This window comes from Streptomyces sp. LMG1-1-1.1, assembly GCF_040815545.1.
Lineage (GTDB): Bacteria > Actinomycetota > Actinomycetes > Streptomycetales > Streptomycetaceae > Streptomyces.
The window spans coordinates 14,110-31,814 of the sequence record NZ_JBFPNH010000030.1 but is presented as its reverse complement, the minus strand read 5'-3'; the positions used below and the strand labels follow the sequence as shown (position 1 = coordinate 31,814).

Sequence of the window (17,705 nt, the reverse complement as noted above, 5' to 3'; positions counted from 1 at the left end):
ACCGGCCCCGCGTGCGGCAGAATCAAGTGCCATGGGGATAGTCGCCGGACTGGACAGCTCTGCTGAGTTCACACGCATCGTCGTCTGTGACGCGGACACGGGTGCCGTACTGCGGCAGGGGTACGCCGCGCATCCCGGCGAACCGAAGGCCGTCGACGTCGATCCGCAGTCGTGGCTGCTCTCGCTCGGGGAGGCCGCCACCGGCGGGATCCTGGAGGGCGTGGAGGCCATCGGCGTCTCGGCGCAGCAGCACGGGCTCGTGCCGCTCGACGCGCAGGGCGGCCTGGTGCGGCCCGCGCTCGTCCGCAACGACAAGCGGGCCCAGATCGCCGCGGCCGACCTCGTCGAGTCGCTCGGCGGGCGTCAGGCGTGGGCCGAGGCCGTCGGCTCCGTGCCCGGCCCCGGGCAGGCGGTCGCGAAGCTCCGCTGGCTGGCCCGCACCGAGCCCGACCACGCCCGCCGGGTCGCGATGATCCTCCAGCCCCACGACTGGCTGGTCTGGCAGCTCCTCGGCCGGCCCGCCCGCCGCACCACGGACCGCGGCGCCGCGTCCGGCACCGGCTACTGGTCGGCCCGCACCGGCGCCTACCGCCCCGACCTGGTGGAACTGGCGCTCGGTCACCAGGCGATGCTGCCCGAGGTGCTCGGCCCGGCCGAGGCGGCCGGCACCACCCCCGAGGGCCTGCTGATCTCCGCCGGGACGGGCGAGACGATGGCCGCCGCCCTGGGCCTCGGCCTGGGGCACGGCGACGCGGTGGTCTCGCTCGGCGCGTCCGGCTCGGTGATGGCCGTGCACCACGAGGCCCTGGCCGACCCGAACGGCATGATCACCTCGTTCGCCGACGCCACCGGCATGCACCTGCCCGTCGTCCACACCTCCAACGCGGTGCGGGCGCTGCGCGGCACCGCCGAGATGCTGGGCGTCGAATCCCTCGAAGAGCTCTCCGCGCTCGCCCTGAAGTCGACCCCGGGTGCGTACGGGCTCGTCCTGCTGCCGTATCTGGAGGGCGAGCGGACGCCGAGCCTGCCGCACGCCGCGGGCACGCTCAGCGGGCTGCGGCGCGAGTCGATGAAGCCCGAGCACCTGGCGCGGGCGGCGTTCGAGGGGATGCTCTGCGCGCTCGGTGACGCCCTGGACGTGCTGCGCGGGCGGGGCGTCGAGGTGCGGCGGATCTTCCTGCTCGGCGCCGCGGCAGCCCTGCCGGCCGTGCAGGCGCTCGCGCCCGCGCTGTTCGGCGCCCAGGTCGTCGTCCCCCAGCCGGCCGACTACGCCGCCCTCGGCGCGGCCCGCCAGGCCGCCTGGGCGCTCGGCGCGGCCCGCGGCACGCTGTCGCCGTCCACTCCCCCGGCCTGGCAGGGCGCGGCCGCGCAGATCCTGGAGCCGGGCGACGAGCTCCCGGCGGGCCAGGCGGTGCGGCAGCAGTACGTGGCGACGCGGGAGCAGGTCCACCCGGGCGCGTTCGCCGGCTAGGCGGCCCCCCGGGCACGCTCCCCGTACGCCCCGGACACCCCCCGGTCCGCTCACGGTTCGTAAAGTCTTCGCCAGGGTTCGCCGCGCACCCCCGGACACGCGCCAAACCGAGTCGTAACGTCCCGGGGGCGCGGGCGATAGTGGAGCCGTGCTCATAAGACTTCTCCGAACCCATTTGCGGCCCTACCGAAAACCCATCGCGCTGCTCGTCCTGCTCCAGTTCCTCCAGACCTGCGCGAGCCTCTACCTGCCGACCCTGAACGCCGACATCATCGACAACGGTGTCGTCAACGGGGACACCGGCTACATCCTGCGGGCCGGCGCGCTGATGATCGGCGTGTCCGTGGTGCAGGTCGTGTGCAACATCGGGGCCGTGTTCCACGGCGCCCGGACGGCGTCCGCGCTCGGCCGCGACATCCGCGGCGCGGTCTTCGACCGCGTCCAGTCGTTCTCCGCGCGGGAGCTCGGCCACTTCGGCGCGCCCTCGCTGATCACCCGTACGACCAACGACGTGCAGCAGGTCCAGATGCTGGTCCTGATGGCGTTCACCCTGATGGTCTCCGCGCCGATCATGTGCGTCGGCGGCATCGTGATGGCGCTCGGCCAGGACGTGCCGCTGTCGGGCGTCCTGCTCGCGGTGGTGCCGGTCCTCGCCGTCTCCGTCTCGCTGATCGTGCGGCGGATGCGGCCGCTGTTCCGGACGATGCAGGTGCGTCTCGACACGGTGAACCGGGTGCTGCGCGAGCAGATCACCGGCAACCGCGTGATCCGGGCCTTCGTGAAGGACGCATACGAGGAGGAGCGGTTCCGCGGGGCCAACGCGGAACTGACGGACGTGTCGATGGCCACCGGCCGGCTGATGGCGCTGATGTTCCCGGTCGTGATGACCGTCGTGAACGTCTCCAGCGTGGCCGTCGTCTGGTTCGGCGCGCACCGCATCGACAGCGGCGGGATGGAGATCGGCGCGCTGACCGCCTTCCTCGCCTATCTGATGCAGATCGTGATGGCCGTCATGATGGCCACCTTCATGTTCATGATGGTGCCGCGGGCCGAGGTGTGCGCGGAGCGCATCGAGGAGGTCCTGGCGACCGAGTCCAGCGTCGTGCCGCCGGCCGAGCCGGTGACGACCCTCGACCGCCGCGGGCACCTGGAGGTCCGGAGCGCGGACTTCCGGTACCCGGGTGCGGAGGAGCCGGTCCTCAAGGACGTCCGGCTCGTCGCCCGGCCCGGCGAGACCACCGCGATCATCGGCTCCACCGGCAGCGGGAAGTCGACCCTCCTCGGGCTCGTGCCCCGCCTCTTCGACGCCACCGGCGGCGAGGTCCTCGTCGACGGCGTCGACGTCCGGAAGCTCGACCCGAAGCTGATGGCGAGGACGGTGGGACTCGTCCCGCAGAAGCCGTACCTCTTCTCCGGGACCGTGGCGACCAACCTGCGGTACGGGAAGCCCGACGCGACCGACGAGGAGCTCTGGCACGCCCTGGAGGTCGCCCAGGCCGCGGACTTCGTCCGGAAGCTGGAGGCCGGGCTCAACGCCCCGATCGCGCAGGGCGGCACCAACGTGTCCGGCGGGCAGCGGCAGCGGATCGCCATCGCGCGGACGCTGGTGCAGCGGCCGGAGATCTACCTCTTCGACGACTCGTTCTCGGCACTCGACTACGAGACGGACGCCCTGCTCCGGGCGGCGCTGGCCCGCGAGACGGCCGACTCGACCGTGGTGATCGTCGCGCAACGCGTCTCCACCATCCGGGAGGCCGACCGGATCGTCGTCCTCGACGAGGGCCGCGTGGTCGGCACCGGACGGCACCAGGAGCTGATGGCGGACAACGAGACGTACCGGGAGATCGTGCTCTCCCAGCTGACCGAGGCGGAGGCAGCCTGATGGCCGGTCCAGGTGGACGCATGATGGCCGGTGGCGGCCCCGACCAGCGGTCGATGGACTTCAAGGGCTCGGGCAAGCGGCTGCTGCGGCAGCTGGCGCCGGAGCGCGGCGCCCTGTGGGTGATGCTCTTCGCCGGCGTGCTGTCGGTGGCGGCCTCCGTGGTCGGCCCGAAGATCCTCGGCAAGGCGACCGACCTCGTCTTCGCGGGCGTCGTCGGGCGGCAGATCGAGAGCGGCACGAAGGCCGAGGCGATCGCGAACCTGCGCGCCTCGGGCGACGACGGCATGGCGGACATGCTGTCCGGGGTCGACTTCACGCCGGGCCAGGGCATGGACTTCACCGCGATCGGCCAGGTGCTGCTCGTGGTCCTCGGCGTGTACGTGGCGGCCGGCCTGCTCATGCTGGTCTCCACCCGCATGTCGATCAAGGTGATCAACCGGACGGTCTACCGGATGCGGGAGGACGTCCAGACGAAGCTGGCGCGCCTCCCCCTGTCGTACTTCGACAAGGCGAAGCGGGGCGAGGTGCTGTCCCGGGCGACCAACGACATCGACAACATCTCGCAGACGCTCCAGCAGTCGATGGGCCAGCTGATCAACTCGCTGCTCACCATCGTCGGCGTGATCGGCATGATGTTCTGGATCTCGCCGCTGCTCGCCCTGGTGGCGCTGGTGACGGTGCCCGTGTCGGTGTTCGTCGCGGCGAAGATCGGCAAGCGGTCGCAGCCGCACTTCGTCCAGCAGTGGAAGTCCACGGGCACGCTCAACGCCCATGTGGAGGAGATGTACAGCGGGCACACCCTGGTGAAGGTCTTCGGGCGGCAGGACGAGTCCGCGCGGGACTTCCGCGAGCAGAACGAGGCCCTGTACGAGGCCGGGTTCAAGGCGCAGTTCAACAGCGGCGTGATGCAGCCGGTGATGTTCTTCGTCTCGAACCTCAACTACGTCCTGGTGGCCGTCGTCGGCGGCCTGAAGGTGGCGACCGGCTCGCTCTCCATCGGTGACGTGCAGGCCTTCATCCAGTACTCGCGCCAGTTCTCGATGCCGCTGACGCAGGTCGCGTCGATGGCGAACCTGGTGCAGTCGGGCGTCGCCTCGGCCGAGCGGATCTTCGAGCTGCTCGACGCCGAGGAGCAGGAGCCGGACGCGCCGAAGAGCGAGCGGCCGGCGGACCTCAAGGGCAAGGTCGCCCTGGAGGACGTGGCCTTCCGCTACGAGGCCGACAAGCCGCTCATCGAGGACCTGTCGCTCACCGTGGAGCCGGGCCAGACCGTCGCCATCGTCGGCCCGACCGGTGCCGGCAAGACGACCCTGGTGAACCTGCTCATGCGGTTCTACGAGGTCACCGGCGGCCGCATCACCCTCGACGGGGTGGACATCGCCCGGATGACCCGCGAGGACCTGCGGGCCGGCATCGGCATGGTCCTCCAGGACACCTGGCTCTTCGGCGGCACCATCGCGGAGAACATCGCGTACGGCGCCACCCGGAAGGTGTCGCGGGAGGAGATCGAGCAGGCCGCGCGGGCCGCTCACGCCGACCGGTTCGTCCGCACCCTGCCCGACGGCTACGACACGGTCATCGACGACGACGGGGCGGGGGTCAGCGCGGGCGAGAAGCAGCTGATCACCATCGCCCGGGCGTTCCTGTCCGACCCGGTGATACTCGTCCTCGACGAGGCCACCAGCTCCGTGGACACCCGCACCGAGGTGCTCATCCAGAAGGCGATGGCCCGACTCGCCCACGGCCGCACCTCGTTCGTCATCGCCCACCGGCTCTCGACGATCCGGGACGCGGACGTGATCCTGGTGATGGAGAACGGCTCGATCGTCGAACAGGGCACCCACGAGGAGCTGTTGGCGTCCGCCGGGGCCTACGCCCGGCTGTACGCCGCGCAGTTCGCGCAGGCGGTCGCCGAGGTCGACTGACCCGGCAGGTGACCCGTGCCGCATGACGCGCGGCACGGGTCACGCCACGGGGAATTCCCGAGCGGGGCGCGAGCCCGGCATGATCGGCAGGACGCCCTTCAGTCCAGGTAGCCGCGTTAGTCCAGGTAGCCGCGCAGTTGGTCCGCGTAGGCGTGGTCCCGGAGTTTGGTGAGGGTCTTGGACTCGATCTGGCGGATGCGTTCGCGCGTCACGCCGAAGATGCGCCCTATCTCCTCCAGGGTGCGGGGCCGGCCGTCGTCGAGGCCGTAGCGGAGCTGGACGACCTTGCGTTCGCGTTCGCCGAGGGTGGAGAGGACGTCCTCCAGGTGGCGGCGGAGCAGCAGGAAGGCGGCGGACTCGACGGGTGAGGCGGCGTCGCCGTCCTCGATGAGGTCGCCGAGGGCGACGTCGTCCTCCTCGCCGACGGGGGCGTGCAGGGAGACCGGTTCCTGGGCGAGGCGGAGGACCTCGCCGACCCGTTCGGGGGCCAGGTCGAGCTGGGCGGCGACCTCCTCGGCGGTGGGTTCGTAGCCGCGCTCCTGGAGCATGCGGCGCTGGACGCGGATGACCCGGTTGATGAGTTCGACGACGTGCACGGGGACGCGGATGGTCCGGGCCTGGTCGGCGAGGGCCCGGGACATGGCCTGGCGGATCCACCAGGTGGCGTACGTGGAGAACTTGTAGCCGCGCGCGTAGTCGAACTTCTCCACGGCCCTGATGAGGCCGAGGTTCCCCTCCTGGACGAGGTCGAGCATGGTGAGGCCCCGGCCCACGTACCGCTTGGCGACGGAGACGACGAGGCGGAGGTTGGCTTCGATCAGCTTGCGCTTGGCGATCCGGCCGAGGACGACGATCCGGTCGAGATCACCGGCCAACCGGGTGTCCAGATCGGGGGCGTTGGCGAGTTTCTCCTCGGCGAAGAGCCCCGCCTCGACCCGCCGGGCGAGCTCGACCTCCTCCTCGGCGGTGAGCAGCGGGATGCGGCCGATCTCGCGGAGGTACTGGCGGAAGAGGTCGGAGGAGGGGCCGTTGCCGCCGAGGTCGGTTCTGCGCCGCTGGACCGGGACCTCGGGGCGTTCGGCCTGCTCGTCCGGTTCGGTGGTCTGGATCTCGGTCTGCACGGCGGGCGACCTCCAGGTGGGGCGGAACGGCTCCGTCACCCAGTGTGGGGTACGACACATCGCCGCCACGAGGGGCGTGCGGTGACTTTTTGAGTCCGTTCCGTGACCGTGGGTCAGAGTGCGGCGGCGCCGTTGTTCCGGAGGGACTGCCCGTACTGGGTGAGCACCCACAGTTCGTTCTGGACGGCCGCGAGCTGCTCCGGGTCGCCGTTCGCGCCGAGCCGGGCGAGGGTGCCCTGGACGTCGCGGATGCGGCGGTCGACGGCGCGGAGCCGGACCGTGACGAGCTGGTCGCCGGCGTAGGCCTCGTCGACGTTCTTGGCGAAGATCGTCTCGACGGCGAGTTCGGTGACGAGGGCGCGGACGGTGTCGTTGGGCGCGGCCTCGCGGACGGTGTCGAGGTAGTCGGAGGGTGCGCCGGTGGCGCCGCCCGCGTCCTGGACGCACTGGCGGACCGCGGCGTACGGCGGGGCGGTGAACTCGTCGATGCCGTACGCGTCGAAGGCCGGGGAGACCAGTTCGGGGCGCTGGAGGGCGAGCTTGAGGAGTTCGCGCTCGGTGCGGTGGGCGGGGCTGCGCAGGTTGAGCGCGGGCCCGGAGGAGGCGGTCGGCGGGGCCGGGGTGTCGTAGCCGCGCTGCGGGGCGGGCTGCGCGGGGCCCTTGCCGCCGCGGTCGCGGGCCCAGCGGGCGAGCTGGGCCACCCGCTTGACGACGAACTGGGTGTCGAGGATGCCGAGCATGCCGGCGAGCTGGACGGCGACCTCGTGCTGGGCGCCGATGTTCTTGATCCGGGCGACGACGGGCGCGGCCTCGTCGAGGGCGGCGGCGCGGCCGGCCGGGGTCTCCAGGTCGTACCGCTTCACGATCTGGCGGAGCGCGAACTCGAAGAGCGGGGTGCGGGGCTGGACGAGGTCGGCGACGGCCTCGTCGCCCTTGGCGAGGCGCAGGTCGCAGGGGTCCATGCCGTCGGGGGCGATGGCGATGTACGTCTCGGCGGCGAACTTCTGGTCGTCCTCGAAGGCGCGCAGGGCGGCCTTCTGGCCGGCGGAGTCGCCGTCGAAGGTGAAGATGACGCGGGCCGAGCCGTTGTCCATGAGGAGCCGGCGGAGGATCTTGATGTGGTCGCCGCCGAAGGCGGTGCCGCAGGTGGCGATGGCGGTGGTGACGCCGGCGAGGTGGCAGGCCATGACGTCGGTGTAGCCCTCGACGACGACGGCCCGGCTGACCTTGGCGATGTCCTTCTTGGCCAGGTCGATGCCGTAGAGCACCTGGGACTTCTTGTAGATCGGCGTCTCGGGCGTGTTGAGGTACTTGGGGCCGTTGTCGTCGTCGCGGAGCTTGCGCGCGCCGAAGCCGACGACCTCGCCGCCGACGTCCCTGATCGGCCACATGAGGCGGCCGCGGAAGCGGTCGATGGGGCCGCGGCGGCCGTCCTGGGACAGGCCGGAGACGATCAACTCCTTGTCGGAGAAGCCCTTGCCGCGCAGGAAGCGGGTGAGGTGGTCCCAGCCGGCCGGGGAGTAGCCGACGCCGAAGTGCTCGGCGGCGGCCTGGTCGAAGCCGCGCTCGGCGAGGAACTTCCGGCCGATCTCGGCTTCGGCGGAGCCGAGTTGGTCGACGTAGAACTGGGCGGCGACCTTGTGCGCCTCGACCAGGCGGATGCGCTCGCCGCGCTGGTGGCCGGGGTTGTAGCCGCCCTCTTCGTACCGCAGGGTGATGCCCGCCTTGGCGGCGAGGCGCTCGACCGTCTCCGAGAAGGAGAGGTGGTCGATCTTCATCACGAAGGCGATGGTGTCGCCGCCCTCCTGGCAGCCGAAGCAGTGGAAGAGTCCCTTGCTGGGGCTGACCTGGAAGGAGGGCGACTTCTCGTCGTGGAAGGGGCAGAGGCCCTTGAGGTTCCCGCCGCCCGCGTTGCGCAGCTGGAGGTACTCGGACACGACGGCGTCGATCGGGACCGCGTCCCGTACCGCCTTCACGTCGTCATCGTTGATCCTGCCTGCCACGCATGAAGTCTACGTGGGGGCGGAGGTGATCAGATCAGGCTCTCCAGGGGTACGGAGGGGTCGGCGAGGGCGTCCGGGTCCACGGCCGTACGGGACCGGATGAGCTGCTGGATCGGCTCTGTGACGTCCCACACATTCACGTTCATGCCGGCGAGGACCCGGCCCTCCTTGAGCCAGAAGGCGATGAACTCGCGCTTCCCGGTGTCGCCGCGCACCACGACCTGGTCGTACGAGCCGGGGGGCGCCCAGCCCGAGTACTCCATGCCCAGGTCGTACTGGTCGGTGAAGAAGTAGGGCACCCGGTCATAGGAGACGTGCTGCCCGAGCATGGCGCGGGCGGCGGCCGGGCCGCCGTTGAGGGCGTTGGACCAGTGCTCGACGCGGAGCCGGGTGTGCAGGCGCGGGTGGAGGGCGGCGGCCACGTCCCCGGCCGCGTAGATGTCGGGGTCGGAGGTGCGCAGCGACTCGTCGACGGCGATGCCGCCGCCGTCGGCGCGGTCGACGAGGGCGAGCCCGGAGTTCTCGGCGAGGGCGGTGCGGGGCGCGGCGCCGATCGCGGCGAGCACGGCGTGCGCCGGGTGCTCCTCGCCGTCGTCGGTGCGGACGGCGAGGACCATGCCGTCCTGGCCGACGATCTCGGTGAGCCGGGCGCCGAAGTGGAAGCGGACGCCGTGGTCGGTGTGCAGGTCGGCGAAGAGCTGGCCGAGCTCGGGGCCGAGCACCCGGTGGAGCGGGGTCGGGTCGGCCTCGACGACGGTGACCTCGGCGCCGTAGCCCCGGGCCGCCGACGCGACCTCCAGGCCGATCCAGCCGCCGCCGGCGATCACCAGGTGGCCGTTGTCCCGGCCGAGGCCGGCGAGGACCTGGCGGAGCCGGTCGGCGTGGGCGAGGCGGCGCAGGTGGTGGACGCCGGCCAGCTCGGTGCCGGGGACGTCGAGGCGGCGCGGTTCGGCGCCGGTGGCGAGCAGCAGCTTGTCGTAGCGGATGACGGTGCCGTCGCCGAGGCGCACGGTGCGGTCCTCGCGGTCGACGGCGGTGACGGACTGCCCGAGGCGCAGCTCGATGTCGTTCGCCGCGTACCAGGCGGCCTCGTGCACGAAGGCGCTGTCGCGCTCCTTGGCGCCGGTGAGGTAGCCCTTGGACAGGGGTGGGCGCTCGTAGGGGTGGTCGCGTTCGTCTCCGATGAGGATCACCCGGCCGTTGAACCCCTCGGCACGCAAGGTCTCCGCCGCTTTGGCCCCTGCCAGGCCCCCGCCGACGATGACAAAGGTCTGATCTGCGTCGACCACGTCTTTTCCTCCTCTTTGCGACCGCTTCCAACCTACGCCCCCCGGCGTTCGTCGGGCCGTTCCGGCTCGGGGCGTGCATGCGAGCGTCCCGCACGGAGGAGGGGGAGGGAAGAGGACCTACCCGAGGTGGCGGCGGAAGCGGGCGTGCTGGGCGCGGGCGGAGGCGTCGGTCAGGTTGGCGATCTGGTCGATGATGACGCGCTTGCGTGCCCGGTCGTCGCGGGCGGCGTCGAACGCCGCGCGGAACTGCGGTTCGAGACCGTCGGGAGCGCGGGCGACGAGGGCCTCGGCGAGTTCCGCGACGACGATCCGCTGGTCGGCGCGGAGTGCCTCCTGCTCGGCCCGCTGCATCACGTACCGGTCGGCGACGGCCTTGAGGACCGCGCACTCGTTGCGCGCCTCGCGCGGGACCACGAGCTCCGCGGCGTAACGGGTGAGGCGGCCGGATCCGTACCGCTCGCGGGTGGCGCCCTCCGCCGCGAGGCAGAACCGGCCGATCAGCTGGCTGGTGGCGTCCTTCAGGCGGGCCTGGGCGACGGCCGAGCCGTCGTAGCCGTGCGGCCACCACTCCTGGTCGACCAGCCGGTCGAGGGCGTCCGCGAGCTCCTGCGGATCGGTGTCCTCCGGTACGTAGCGGCCGATGGCGACGGCGAAGACGTCGGCGCGCTCGGGCTCGGCGAGCAGCAGGTTCGGGTCGACGTGGCCCGCGTGCAGACCGTCCTCGAAGTCGTGGACCGAGTACGCCACGTCGTCGGACCAGTCCATGACCTGCGCCTCGAAGCACTTCCGGTGGGCCGGCGCGCCCTGCCGGATCCACGCGAAGACGGGCAGGTCGTCCTCGTACACCCCGAACTTCGGTGAACCGGGGTCCTCGGGGTGCCCGCCGCGCGCCCACGGGTACTTGGTGGCCGCGTCGAGCGCGGCGCGGGTGAGGTTGAGGCCGACGCTGACCAGGTCCCCGTCGGCGTCCTTGACGAACCGCTTCGGCTCGATGCGGGTGAGCAGGCGCAGCGACTGCGCGTTCCCCTCGAAGCCGCCGCAGTCCTTCGCGACGTCGTTGAGCGCCTGCTCGCCGTTGTGCCCGAACGGCGGGTGGCCCATGTCGTGGGAGAGGCAGGCGGCCTCGACGAGGTCGGGGTCGCAGCCGAGTGCGGCGCCCAGTTCCCGGCCCACCTGCGCGCACTCCAGGGAGTGGGTCAGCCGGGTGCGGGGGCTGGCGTCCCAGGCGTGGCTGCGGGTGCCGGGCGTGACGACCTGGGTCTTCCCCGCGAGTCTGCGCAGCGCGGCGGAGTGCAGGACGCGGGCCCGGTCGCGCTGGAAGGCGGTGCGGCCGGGGCGTTTGTCGGGCTCCGCCGCCCAGCGGTCGGTCGCGGCGGAGTCGTAGCCGGGGGTGTCGGTGGTGATGTCCTGTCCTGAGGTGTCCGTGATGCCTTCCATGCGTCGACGGTAACCGGAGGGACCGACAGAAGCGCTCAGATGGCGGCGAGTTCCCGCGCGGGGGTGGTGGTGGGGGCGGCCGTGCGGGCCCGGTCGTAGCGGTGCAGGACGAGCCGGGCGAGGGCCGGGTGCGCGCCGAGCGGGTCCGCCGCGATCCACGGGGCGTGGGCGGCGGCCCGGGTGGCGAAGAGGCCGGGCGCGGTGAAGCAGGAGGCGACCGCGACGCGGTTCCGGCCCCGGGCGGTCAGGGCCCGTACGGCCTCGGGAACGGTGGGCGCGGCGGCGGAGGCGTACGCGGGGACGACCGGGACGCCGCCGAGGCGCTCGCCGAGCAGGGCGGCGATCCGGCGGATCTCGGCCCCGGACCGGGGGTCGCGGGAGCCGGCGGAGGCGAGGACGACCCCGGTGGCGCCGGAGTTACCGTCCTCGGGTGCCCAGCCCGCCTCGGCGAGCCGGCCCGCCAGCGCCTCGACCAGCAGCGGGTGGGCGCCGAGCGGCTCGGCCACCCGCGCCCGGAGCGCGGGCACGGCGGCGACGGCGGCCGGCAGGTCGTGGGTGACGTGGTGGCCCGGGGCGAAGAGCAGCGGGACGAGGACGGCGTCCCGGCCTTCCGCCGCGAGCCGGGCCAGGGTGTCGTCGAGCAGGGGCGCGTTCAGCTCGATGTGGGCGAGCCGCACGTCGAGGCCCGGCCGCAGTTCGTGGACCCGGTCGAGGAGGCTGCTCAGCGTGGCCCGGGCCCGGGGGTCGCGGCTGCCGTGGCCGACGGCGAGGAGGGTGGGGGCGGGTGCGGCCGGGGCGGGCGCGGTGCGGCTCTGTCCGGCGAGGGTGGGGGCGTTCATGGGCGGGCGTGCCTCCTCGTCGTGCTCTCGTGGGACCGGTGCTGCTCGTCCTGCTCGTGTTTCCGCTGCCGGCGGTCGTACGGACGCACCTCGGCCAATTGCGCCGCGAGCTGTCCGGCGATCGTGCCGAGCAGTCCGGCGGCGTCGGCGAACGCGCTGTCCGGCTCCGTCATGCGCCGATCCTGACGGGGGCGCGTTGCCTCGCCGTTTCGGGCGCGTGACGTGTCCTTGCCGCCCCCCTCACGCGCGCCGGGCCGGGCCTGCCGGGCCGCACGGGCGCTCCGGTGTGGCACCCGGCGGGGAGGGCGCCGAGAATGGGAGGGCCGGACGGGGCGCGACAGTGCCCGCGGATCCGGCAGGGACCCAGGTGATCGCGTATGTGCCGGTGGCTCGCGTACTGGGGCACGCCCGTGCTGCTCGACACCATCCTGTACAAGCCGGCGCACTCCCTGATCGACCAGAGCCTGCACTCCAAACTCGGTGTGGAGACCACCAACGGCGACGGGTTCGGCGTCGGCTGGTACTCGGCGCACAACGAGACGCCCGCGCTGCTGAGGGACGTCGGCCCCGCCTGGAACAACCGCAACCTGCGGGAGCTGGCGGACCACGTCCGGTCCCCGCTGTTCTTCGCCCACATCCGGGCGTCGACCGGGACGGCGGTGCAGCAGTCGAACTGCCACCCGTTCCGGCACGGCCGCTGGATGTTCATGCACAACGGCGCCATCGACGGGTTCCGCCTCATACGCCGTGACCTCGCGCTGCTCGTCGACCCCGGGCTGTACGCCGACATCGAGGGGACCACGGACTCCGAGGTGATGTTCTACCTGGCCCTCACGTTCGGGCTCGACCAGGACCCGCCCGCCGCCGTCGCCGCGATGGCGGGCGTCGTGGAGCGGGTCGGTCGTGAGCACGGGGTGGAGCACCCGCTCCAGATGACGCTCGCCCTCACCGACGGCGACCGTGTCTGGGCCTTCCGCTACTCCAGTGCGCGTGCGTCCCGTTCGCTGTTCTACAGCAGCCGGGTGGACGCCCTGCGCCGGCTCCATCCGGACCTCGGCTTCCTGCAGCACGTGTCCGGGGACACCCGGCTCATCGTCTCCGAGCCCCTCGGCGACCTGCCCGGAGCGTGGAACGAGGTGCCGGAGAACAGCTACGGCGTCGTCCAGCCGGGGAACGACGAGCTTCACCGGTTCGCGCCCGCCGCGGCGTGACGCCCCGCGGGAGCCCGCCGTGACGCCCCCGCCGGAGCCCGCCGTGATCGACGAGACCCTCGCTACGCGTCCAGCCAGACGCGGAGGGGTCCGGTCGCGGTGAAGCCGGCCGCGAGGGCGGCGGTGAGGTCGTCGCCGGACTCGTAGCCGACGACGGGGCGGTCGGCGGGGGCGGCGGCGAGGGCGGCGGACCAGGCGTAGGACGGGTCGGTGTCGCCGGTGGTGAAGAGGTTGGACACGCCGGTGACGCGGTCGCCGACGCTGAGGACGGCGCCGCCGAGGATCCGGCCGTCGGCCGCGTACCCGCCGACGACGACGGTGGCCGGGTCGTCGAGGAGTGCGGGGCGGAAGAGCGCCGCCTCGTCGGCGTCGCCGTCGCTCCAGGCCAGGGCCCAGGCGGCGAGTTCCTCCGGGGTGCCGACGCGGCGGCGGCCGGCCGTGGGCGGGAGGTCGGAGGGGCCGGCGGGCCGGTGGATCCACTGGGCCTCGAAGAGGAGGCGGAAGCCTTCGGCGGCGAGGTCGAGGCGGGCGAAGCTGTCCTTGACGGAGGCTCCGGGGGTGGTGCGGTCGATGCCGGGGAGGACGTCCTCGACCCCGGCGTCGTCGGTCAGGGTGACCGCGTCGGGGTAGTAGAGCGGGGTGCGGCGGCCGCTGGTCCAGGCGCGGGGGGCGAAGGTGCCGGTGAGGCCGTGGGCGTGGCACATGGCCTGGCACCACTCGGCGTTGTTGCGGACCGCGTCCCCGAGGACGTCGTTGGTGATCATGGGCGGATGGTACGGGCCCGCACACCTTCCCCTCCCCTCTTTTTTCGTTCCGAATCACGGAATATCTTTTCCACTATGAGAATGTCCTCGCCCACACTCCCCCGGCGCGCCGCCGCCGAGTTCATCGGCACCGCCGCCCTCGTCGCCGTGATCGTCGGCTCCGGCATCCGCGCCGACACCCTGAGCCAGGACATCGGCGTCCGGCTGCTGGCCAACGCCGCCGCGTCCGCCGTCGGCCTCGGCCTGCTGATCGCGCTGATCGGCCCGCTGTCCGGGGCGCACTTCAATCCGGTCGTGACGCTCTCGGAGTGGTGGTCGCGGCGCCACGAGCGGGGCGGGCGCGAGGCCCTCGCCTACATCGCCGCCCAGCTCACCGGGGCCGTCGCGGGCGCGCTGCTCGCCGAGGCCATGTTCGGGCGGGCGCCGGGCGGCTGGGCGAGCGAGCCGCGGTCGGCGCCGCACCTGCTCCTCGGGGAGGCCGTCGCCACCGCGGGCCTCGTCCTCGTCGTGCAGGGGCTGCGCCGCATCGGCCGTCCCGGCCTCGCCCCGATCGCCGTCGCGGGGTACATCGGGGCGGCGATCTGGTTCACCTCGTCCGGGTCGTTCGCCAACCCGGCGGCCACGGTCGGCCGCGCGTTCTCCGACTCCTTCACCGGCATCGCCCCCGCGTCCGTGCCCGCCTTCGCCGCCGCCCAGCTCTGCGGGATGCTGCTCGGCCTGCTCCTGGCCGGTGTGTTGTACGGAACACCCCGGGCCGCCGGCGAACCGAACACCGCCGAGGCGCGTCGGACGGGGTGACAGTCCCTCACCGATCCGCACCCCACGGAGGTTCCCGCATGCCGGCACGGCTCACCCGGCTGATCCCCCGCACGACCCGGGCCCGCCGCCGTACCGTCCAGGCCGTGATGCTGGGAGCGGTGCTCGCGCTCGCCCCCGTCACCTGGATGCACACCGCCGCCGCCGGGAAGCTGCGTACGACCGCCGACGTGCCGGCCCGGGACGTCGCCGTCGTGTTCGGCGCCGGGCTGTGGAACGGGCGGCCCACGCCGTACCTCGCGCACCGGCTCGACACGGCCGCCGAGCTGTACCGGACGGGCAAGGTGCGGGTGCTGCTGGTCACCGGTGACAACAGCAGGACCGCGTACGACGAGCCGAGCGCGATGCGGGCGTACCTCACCGCGCGCGGGGTGCCGGACGGCCGGATCGTGAGCGACTACGCGGGCTTCGACACCTGGGACTCGTGCGTGCGGGCCCGGAAGGTGTTCGGCGTGGACCGGGCGGTGCTCGTGACGCAGGACTTCCACATCAAGCGGGCCGTCGCGCTGTGCGGCCGGGCGGGCCTGGACGCGTACGGCGTGGGGGTCGCCGAGCCCCACGACCGCACCTGGTACTACGGCACCACGCGGGAGCTGTTCGCGGCGGGCAAGGCGGCGCTCGACGCCGGCCTGCGCCCGGACCCGCACTTCCTCGGGCCGCGGGAGGACGGTGTCACCGAGGCCCTCTCCTCACCTCGCGACCTGCCGTGAGCTGAGCGGAGAGCCCCGCGCCCGTAATACGCGGCGCGGCCCGGCGTAACACCGCGGACGCATGCTGGCCGCATGTCCGACGCCACCGCGGTTCCCACCCACTGCCCCTACTGCGCCCTGCAGTGCGGCATGTCGCTCCGCCCCACCGGCGCCCCGGAGCTGCCCGCCGAGGTGGTCGAGCGGACCGACTTCCCCGTCAACCGGGGCGCGCTGTGCGGCAAGGGCCGCACCGCCCCCTCCGTACTCTCCTCCCGGGTCAGGCTCACCGAGCCCCTGGTCCGATGCCCTGACTCGGGGGCCCTGCGGCCCGCGACCTGGGAGGAGGCCCTCTCCGCCGTCGCCGAGGGGCTGTCCAGGACCCGCGCCGACCACGGCCCCGACGCCGTGGGGGTCTTCGGCGGCGGCGGCCTCACCAACGAGAAGGCGTACACGCTGGGCAAGTTCGCCCGGCTCGTCCTCGGCACCTCGCAGATCGACTACAACGGCCGCTTCTGCATGTCGTCGGCGGCCGCCGCGCACCAGCGGGCCTTCGGCCTCGACCGGGGGCTCCCCTTCCCCCTGGAGGACATCCCGAAGACGGGCTGTGTGATCCTCGTCGGCTCCAACCTCGCCGAGACGATGCCGCCCGCGCTGCGCTACCTCACCGAGCTGAGGGAGAACGGCGGCAAGCTGATCGTCGTCGACCCGCGCCGCACCCGCACCGCCGAGCAGGCCGACCTGCACCTGGCGCCGCGCCCCGGCACGGACCTCGCGCTCGCCCTCGGCATGCTCCACCTCGTGGTGGCCGAGGGCCGGGTCGACGAGGAGTTCGTCGGAGAGCGCACCGACGGCTGGGCGGCGGCCCGCGCCGGGGCCATGTCGCACTGGCCCGAGCAGGTCGAGCGGATCACCGGGGTGTCCGTGCCGCAGCTGCGGGAGGCGGTCGCGATGTTCTGCGACGCCGGGACCGGCATGGTGCTGACCGCGCGCGGCCCCGAGCAGCAGTCCAAGGGCACCGACACCGTGGGCGCCTGGATCAACCTCTGCCTGGCCACCGGCAAGGCGGGCCGGCCGCTGAGCGGTTACGGCTGCCTCACCGGCCAGGGCAACGGCCAGGGCGGCCGCGAGCACGGCCAGAAGGCCGACCAGCTGCCCGGCTACCGCAAGCTCGACGACCCGGCCGCCCGCGCGCACGTCGCCGGCGTCTGGGGCGTGCCGCCGGAGTCGCTGCCGGGGCCCGGGCGGAGCGCGTACGAGCTCCTCGACGCGCTCGGCGGCGACGTGAAGGCGCTGCTGCTCATGGGCTCCAACCCGGTGGTGTCCGCGCCGCACGCCGCGCACGTCGAGGGGCGGCTGCGGTCGCTGGACTTCCTCGCCGTCGCGGACGTGGTGCTCTCCGAGACCGCCGCACTCGCCGACGTCGTCCTGCCCGTGACGCAGTGGGCGGAGGAGACCGGCACCATGACGAACCTGGAGGGCCGGGTGCTGCTGCGCCGCCGCGCGCTGACCGCGCCGGCGGGTGTGCGCAGCGACCTGGAGGTCCTGCACGCGCTGGCCGGGCTGCTCGGCTGGGAGAAGGGCTTCCCGGTGGACCCGGAGGAGGTCTTCGACGAGCTGCGCCGCGCCTCGGCGGGCGGGCCCGCCGACTACGCGGGCATCAGCTACCGCCGCATCGAGGAGGAGCAGGGCGTGTTCTGGCCCTGCCCCGGCCCCGGGCACGCGGGCACGCCCCGGCTGTTCCTCGACCGGTTCGCGACGCCCGACGGGCGGGCCCGGTTCGTGCCGGTCGTGCACCGGGCGGCGGCCGAGGAGACGGACGCCGACTACCCGGTCGTCCTGACCACCGGGCGGGTCGTGTCCCAGTACCAGTCGGGGGCGCAGACCCGGCGGGTCGACGAGCTGAACGCGGCGGCGCCCGGCCCCTTCGTGGAGCTCCACCCGCGGCTCGCCGAGCGGCTCGGGGTCGCCGAGGGCGAGCGGCTCGCGGTGGTCTCGCGGCGCGGCCGGGCCGTCGCGCCCGCCCGGATCACCTCGTCCATCCGGCCGGACACCGTCTTCATGCCGTTCCACTGGTACGGGGAGGGGCGCGCGAACACCCTGGTGAACCCGGCGCTCGACCCGGTCTCCCGGATGCCCGAGTTCAAGGTGTGCGCGGTCCGTCTGGAGCCGGCCGGCCCCGGGGACGCCCCGGCCGGCTGAACCGGTCGCCGCCCCGGGCACGTCGCCACGTCTCGCCGAACCGGTCGCCGCCCCCGGCA

At 73.2% G+C, this 17,705-nt stretch carries 14 protein-coding genes; 7 read left to right on the top strand and 7 right to left on the bottom strand.

Translation table 11 applies throughout. The annotated features are described in order from the left end of the window. Positions 1-31: 31 nt before the first annotated feature. The 3 genes from MRBLMG1_RS17510 to MRBLMG1_RS17500 all read left to right on the top strand — a co-directional run bounded on the left by MRBLMG1_RS17510 (position 32) and on the right by MRBLMG1_RS17500 (position 5,278). Complete coding sequence (locus MRBLMG1_RS17510; protein ID WP_367824958.1) at positions 32-1,471, top strand: FGGY family carbohydrate kinase; 1,440 nt, start codon at positions 32-34, stop codon at positions 1,469-1,471. 148 nt (positions 1,472-1,619) lie between these two features. Beyond that, positions 1,620-3,353: an ABC transporter ATP-binding protein gene (locus MRBLMG1_RS17505; RefSeq protein ID WP_367824957.1), complete on the top strand. Its 1,734-nt coding sequence runs from the start codon at positions 1,620-1,622 to the stop codon at positions 3,351-3,353. Then, on the top strand, positions 3,353-5,278 hold the full coding sequence (locus MRBLMG1_RS17500; RefSeq protein ID WP_367824956.1) for an ABC transporter ATP-binding protein: 1,926 nt from the start codon (positions 3,353-3,355) through the stop codon (positions 5,276-5,278). Before MRBLMG1_RS17505 ends, MRBLMG1_RS17500 begins: the two co-directional genes overlap by 1 nt. 116 nt (positions 5,279-5,394) lie before the next feature. On the opposite strand, the gene MRBLMG1_RS17495 is transcribed toward MRBLMG1_RS17500, so the two are convergent. From MRBLMG1_RS17495 to MRBLMG1_RS17470, 6 genes are all read right to left on the bottom strand, one after another. Beyond that, entirely contained in the window at positions 5,395-6,399 is a 1,005-nt protein-coding gene (locus MRBLMG1_RS17495; RefSeq protein WP_414721599.1) for an RNA polymerase sigma factor, read from the bottom strand. Positions 6,400-6,512: 113 nt separating this feature from the next. Then, positions 6,513-8,402, bottom strand: coding sequence for a DNA primase (dnaG, locus tag MRBLMG1_RS17490; RefSeq protein ID WP_367824954.1), 1,890 nt, complete (start codon positions 8,400-8,402; stop codon positions 6,513-6,515). Between the two features lie 29 nt (positions 8,403-8,431). Next, positions 8,432-9,691, bottom strand: a complete 1,260-nt coding sequence (locus MRBLMG1_RS17485) for an NAD(P)/FAD-dependent oxidoreductase (RefSeq protein ID WP_367824952.1) — start codon at positions 9,689-9,691, stop codon at positions 8,432-8,434. Between the two features lie 117 nt (positions 9,692-9,808). After that, positions 9,809-11,128, bottom strand: coding sequence for a deoxyguanosinetriphosphate triphosphohydrolase (locus MRBLMG1_RS17480; RefSeq protein ID WP_367824950.1), 1,320 nt, complete (start codon positions 11,126-11,128; stop codon positions 9,809-9,811). 35 nt (positions 11,129-11,163) lie between these two features. After that, a complete protein-coding gene (locus MRBLMG1_RS17475; protein ID WP_367824949.1) occupies positions 11,164-11,967 on the bottom strand; it encodes a sirohydrochlorin chelatase in 804 nt (267 codons plus the stop codon). Then, positions 11,964-12,140 (bottom strand): hypothetical protein, encoded by a 177-nt coding sequence (locus MRBLMG1_RS17470; RefSeq protein WP_367824947.1) that lies wholly within the window; start codon positions 12,138-12,140, stop codon positions 11,964-11,966. The genes MRBLMG1_RS17475 and MRBLMG1_RS17470 overlap by 4 nt, the downstream gene beginning before the upstream one ends. Before the next feature lie 204 nt (positions 12,141-12,344). Here MRBLMG1_RS17470 and MRBLMG1_RS17465 point away from each other — a divergent pair, with 204 nt between their 5' ends. Then, a complete protein-coding gene (locus MRBLMG1_RS17465) occupies positions 12,345-13,178 on the top strand; it encodes a class II glutamine amidotransferase (protein ID WP_367824946.1) in 834 nt (277 codons plus the stop codon). 62 nt (positions 13,179-13,240) lie between these two features. Here the strand turns inward: MRBLMG1_RS17465 and MRBLMG1_RS17460 are convergent, their stop codons facing one another. Further along, entirely contained in the window at positions 13,241-13,942 is a 702-nt protein-coding gene (locus MRBLMG1_RS17460; RefSeq protein WP_367824944.1) for a hypothetical protein, read from the bottom strand. A gap of 75 nt (positions 13,943-14,017) precedes the next feature. Between MRBLMG1_RS17460 and MRBLMG1_RS17455 the strand changes: the two genes are divergently transcribed. From MRBLMG1_RS17455 to MRBLMG1_RS17445, 3 genes are all read left to right on the top strand, one after another. After that, on the top strand, positions 14,018-14,740 hold the full coding sequence (locus MRBLMG1_RS17455; protein WP_367824942.1) for an aquaporin: 723 nt from the start codon (positions 14,018-14,020) through the stop codon (positions 14,738-14,740). A 38-nt stretch (positions 14,741-14,778) separates the two neighbouring features. Beyond that, entirely contained in the window at positions 14,779-15,468 is a 690-nt protein-coding gene (locus tag MRBLMG1_RS17450; RefSeq protein WP_367824941.1) for a SanA/YdcF family protein, read from the top strand. 72 nt (positions 15,469-15,540) lie between these two features. Then, positions 15,541-17,646, top strand: a complete 2,106-nt coding sequence (locus MRBLMG1_RS17445; protein WP_367824940.1) for a molybdopterin oxidoreductase family protein — start codon at positions 15,541-15,543, stop codon at positions 17,644-17,646. Positions 17,647-17,705 lie beyond the last annotated feature (59 nt).

Excerpts from the sequence above, each read along its gene's own strand:
- MRBLMG1_RS17480 (WP_367824950.1), bottom strand. The coding sequence starts at position 11,128 with ATGGAAGGCATCACGGACACCTCAGGACAGGACATCACCACCGACACC.
- MRBLMG1_RS17455 (WP_367824942.1), top strand. The coding sequence starts at position 14,018 with ATGAGAATGTCCTCGCCCACACTCCCCCGGCGCGCCGCCGCCGAGTTC.
- MRBLMG1_RS17445 (WP_367824940.1), top strand. The coding sequence starts at position 15,541 with ATGTCCGACGCCACCGCGGTTCCCACCCACTGCCCCTACTGCGCCCTG.
- MRBLMG1_RS17465 (WP_367824946.1), top strand. The coding sequence starts at position 12,345 with ATGTGCCGGTGGCTCGCGTACTGGGGCACGCCCGTGCTGCTCGACACC.
- MRBLMG1_RS17470 (WP_367824947.1), bottom strand. The coding sequence starts at position 12,140 with ATGACGGAGCCGGACAGCGCGTTCGCCGACGCCGCCGGACTGCTCGGC.
- MRBLMG1_RS17450 (WP_367824941.1), top strand. The coding sequence starts at position 14,779 with ATGCCGGCACGGCTCACCCGGCTGATCCCCCGCACGACCCGGGCCCGC.
- MRBLMG1_RS17500 (WP_367824956.1), top strand. The coding sequence starts at position 3,353 with ATGGCCGGTCCAGGTGGACGCATGATGGCCGGTGGCGGCCCCGACCAG.
- MRBLMG1_RS17475 (WP_367824949.1), bottom strand. The coding sequence starts at position 11,967 with ATGAACGCCCCCACCCTCGCCGGACAGAGCCGCACCGCGCCCGCCCCG.
- MRBLMG1_RS17460 (WP_367824944.1), bottom strand. The coding sequence starts at position 13,942 with ATGATCACCAACGACGTCCTCGGGGACGCGGTCCGCAACAACGCCGAG.
- MRBLMG1_RS17510 (WP_367824958.1), top strand. The coding sequence starts at position 32 with ATGGGGATAGTCGCCGGACTGGACAGCTCTGCTGAGTTCACACGCATC.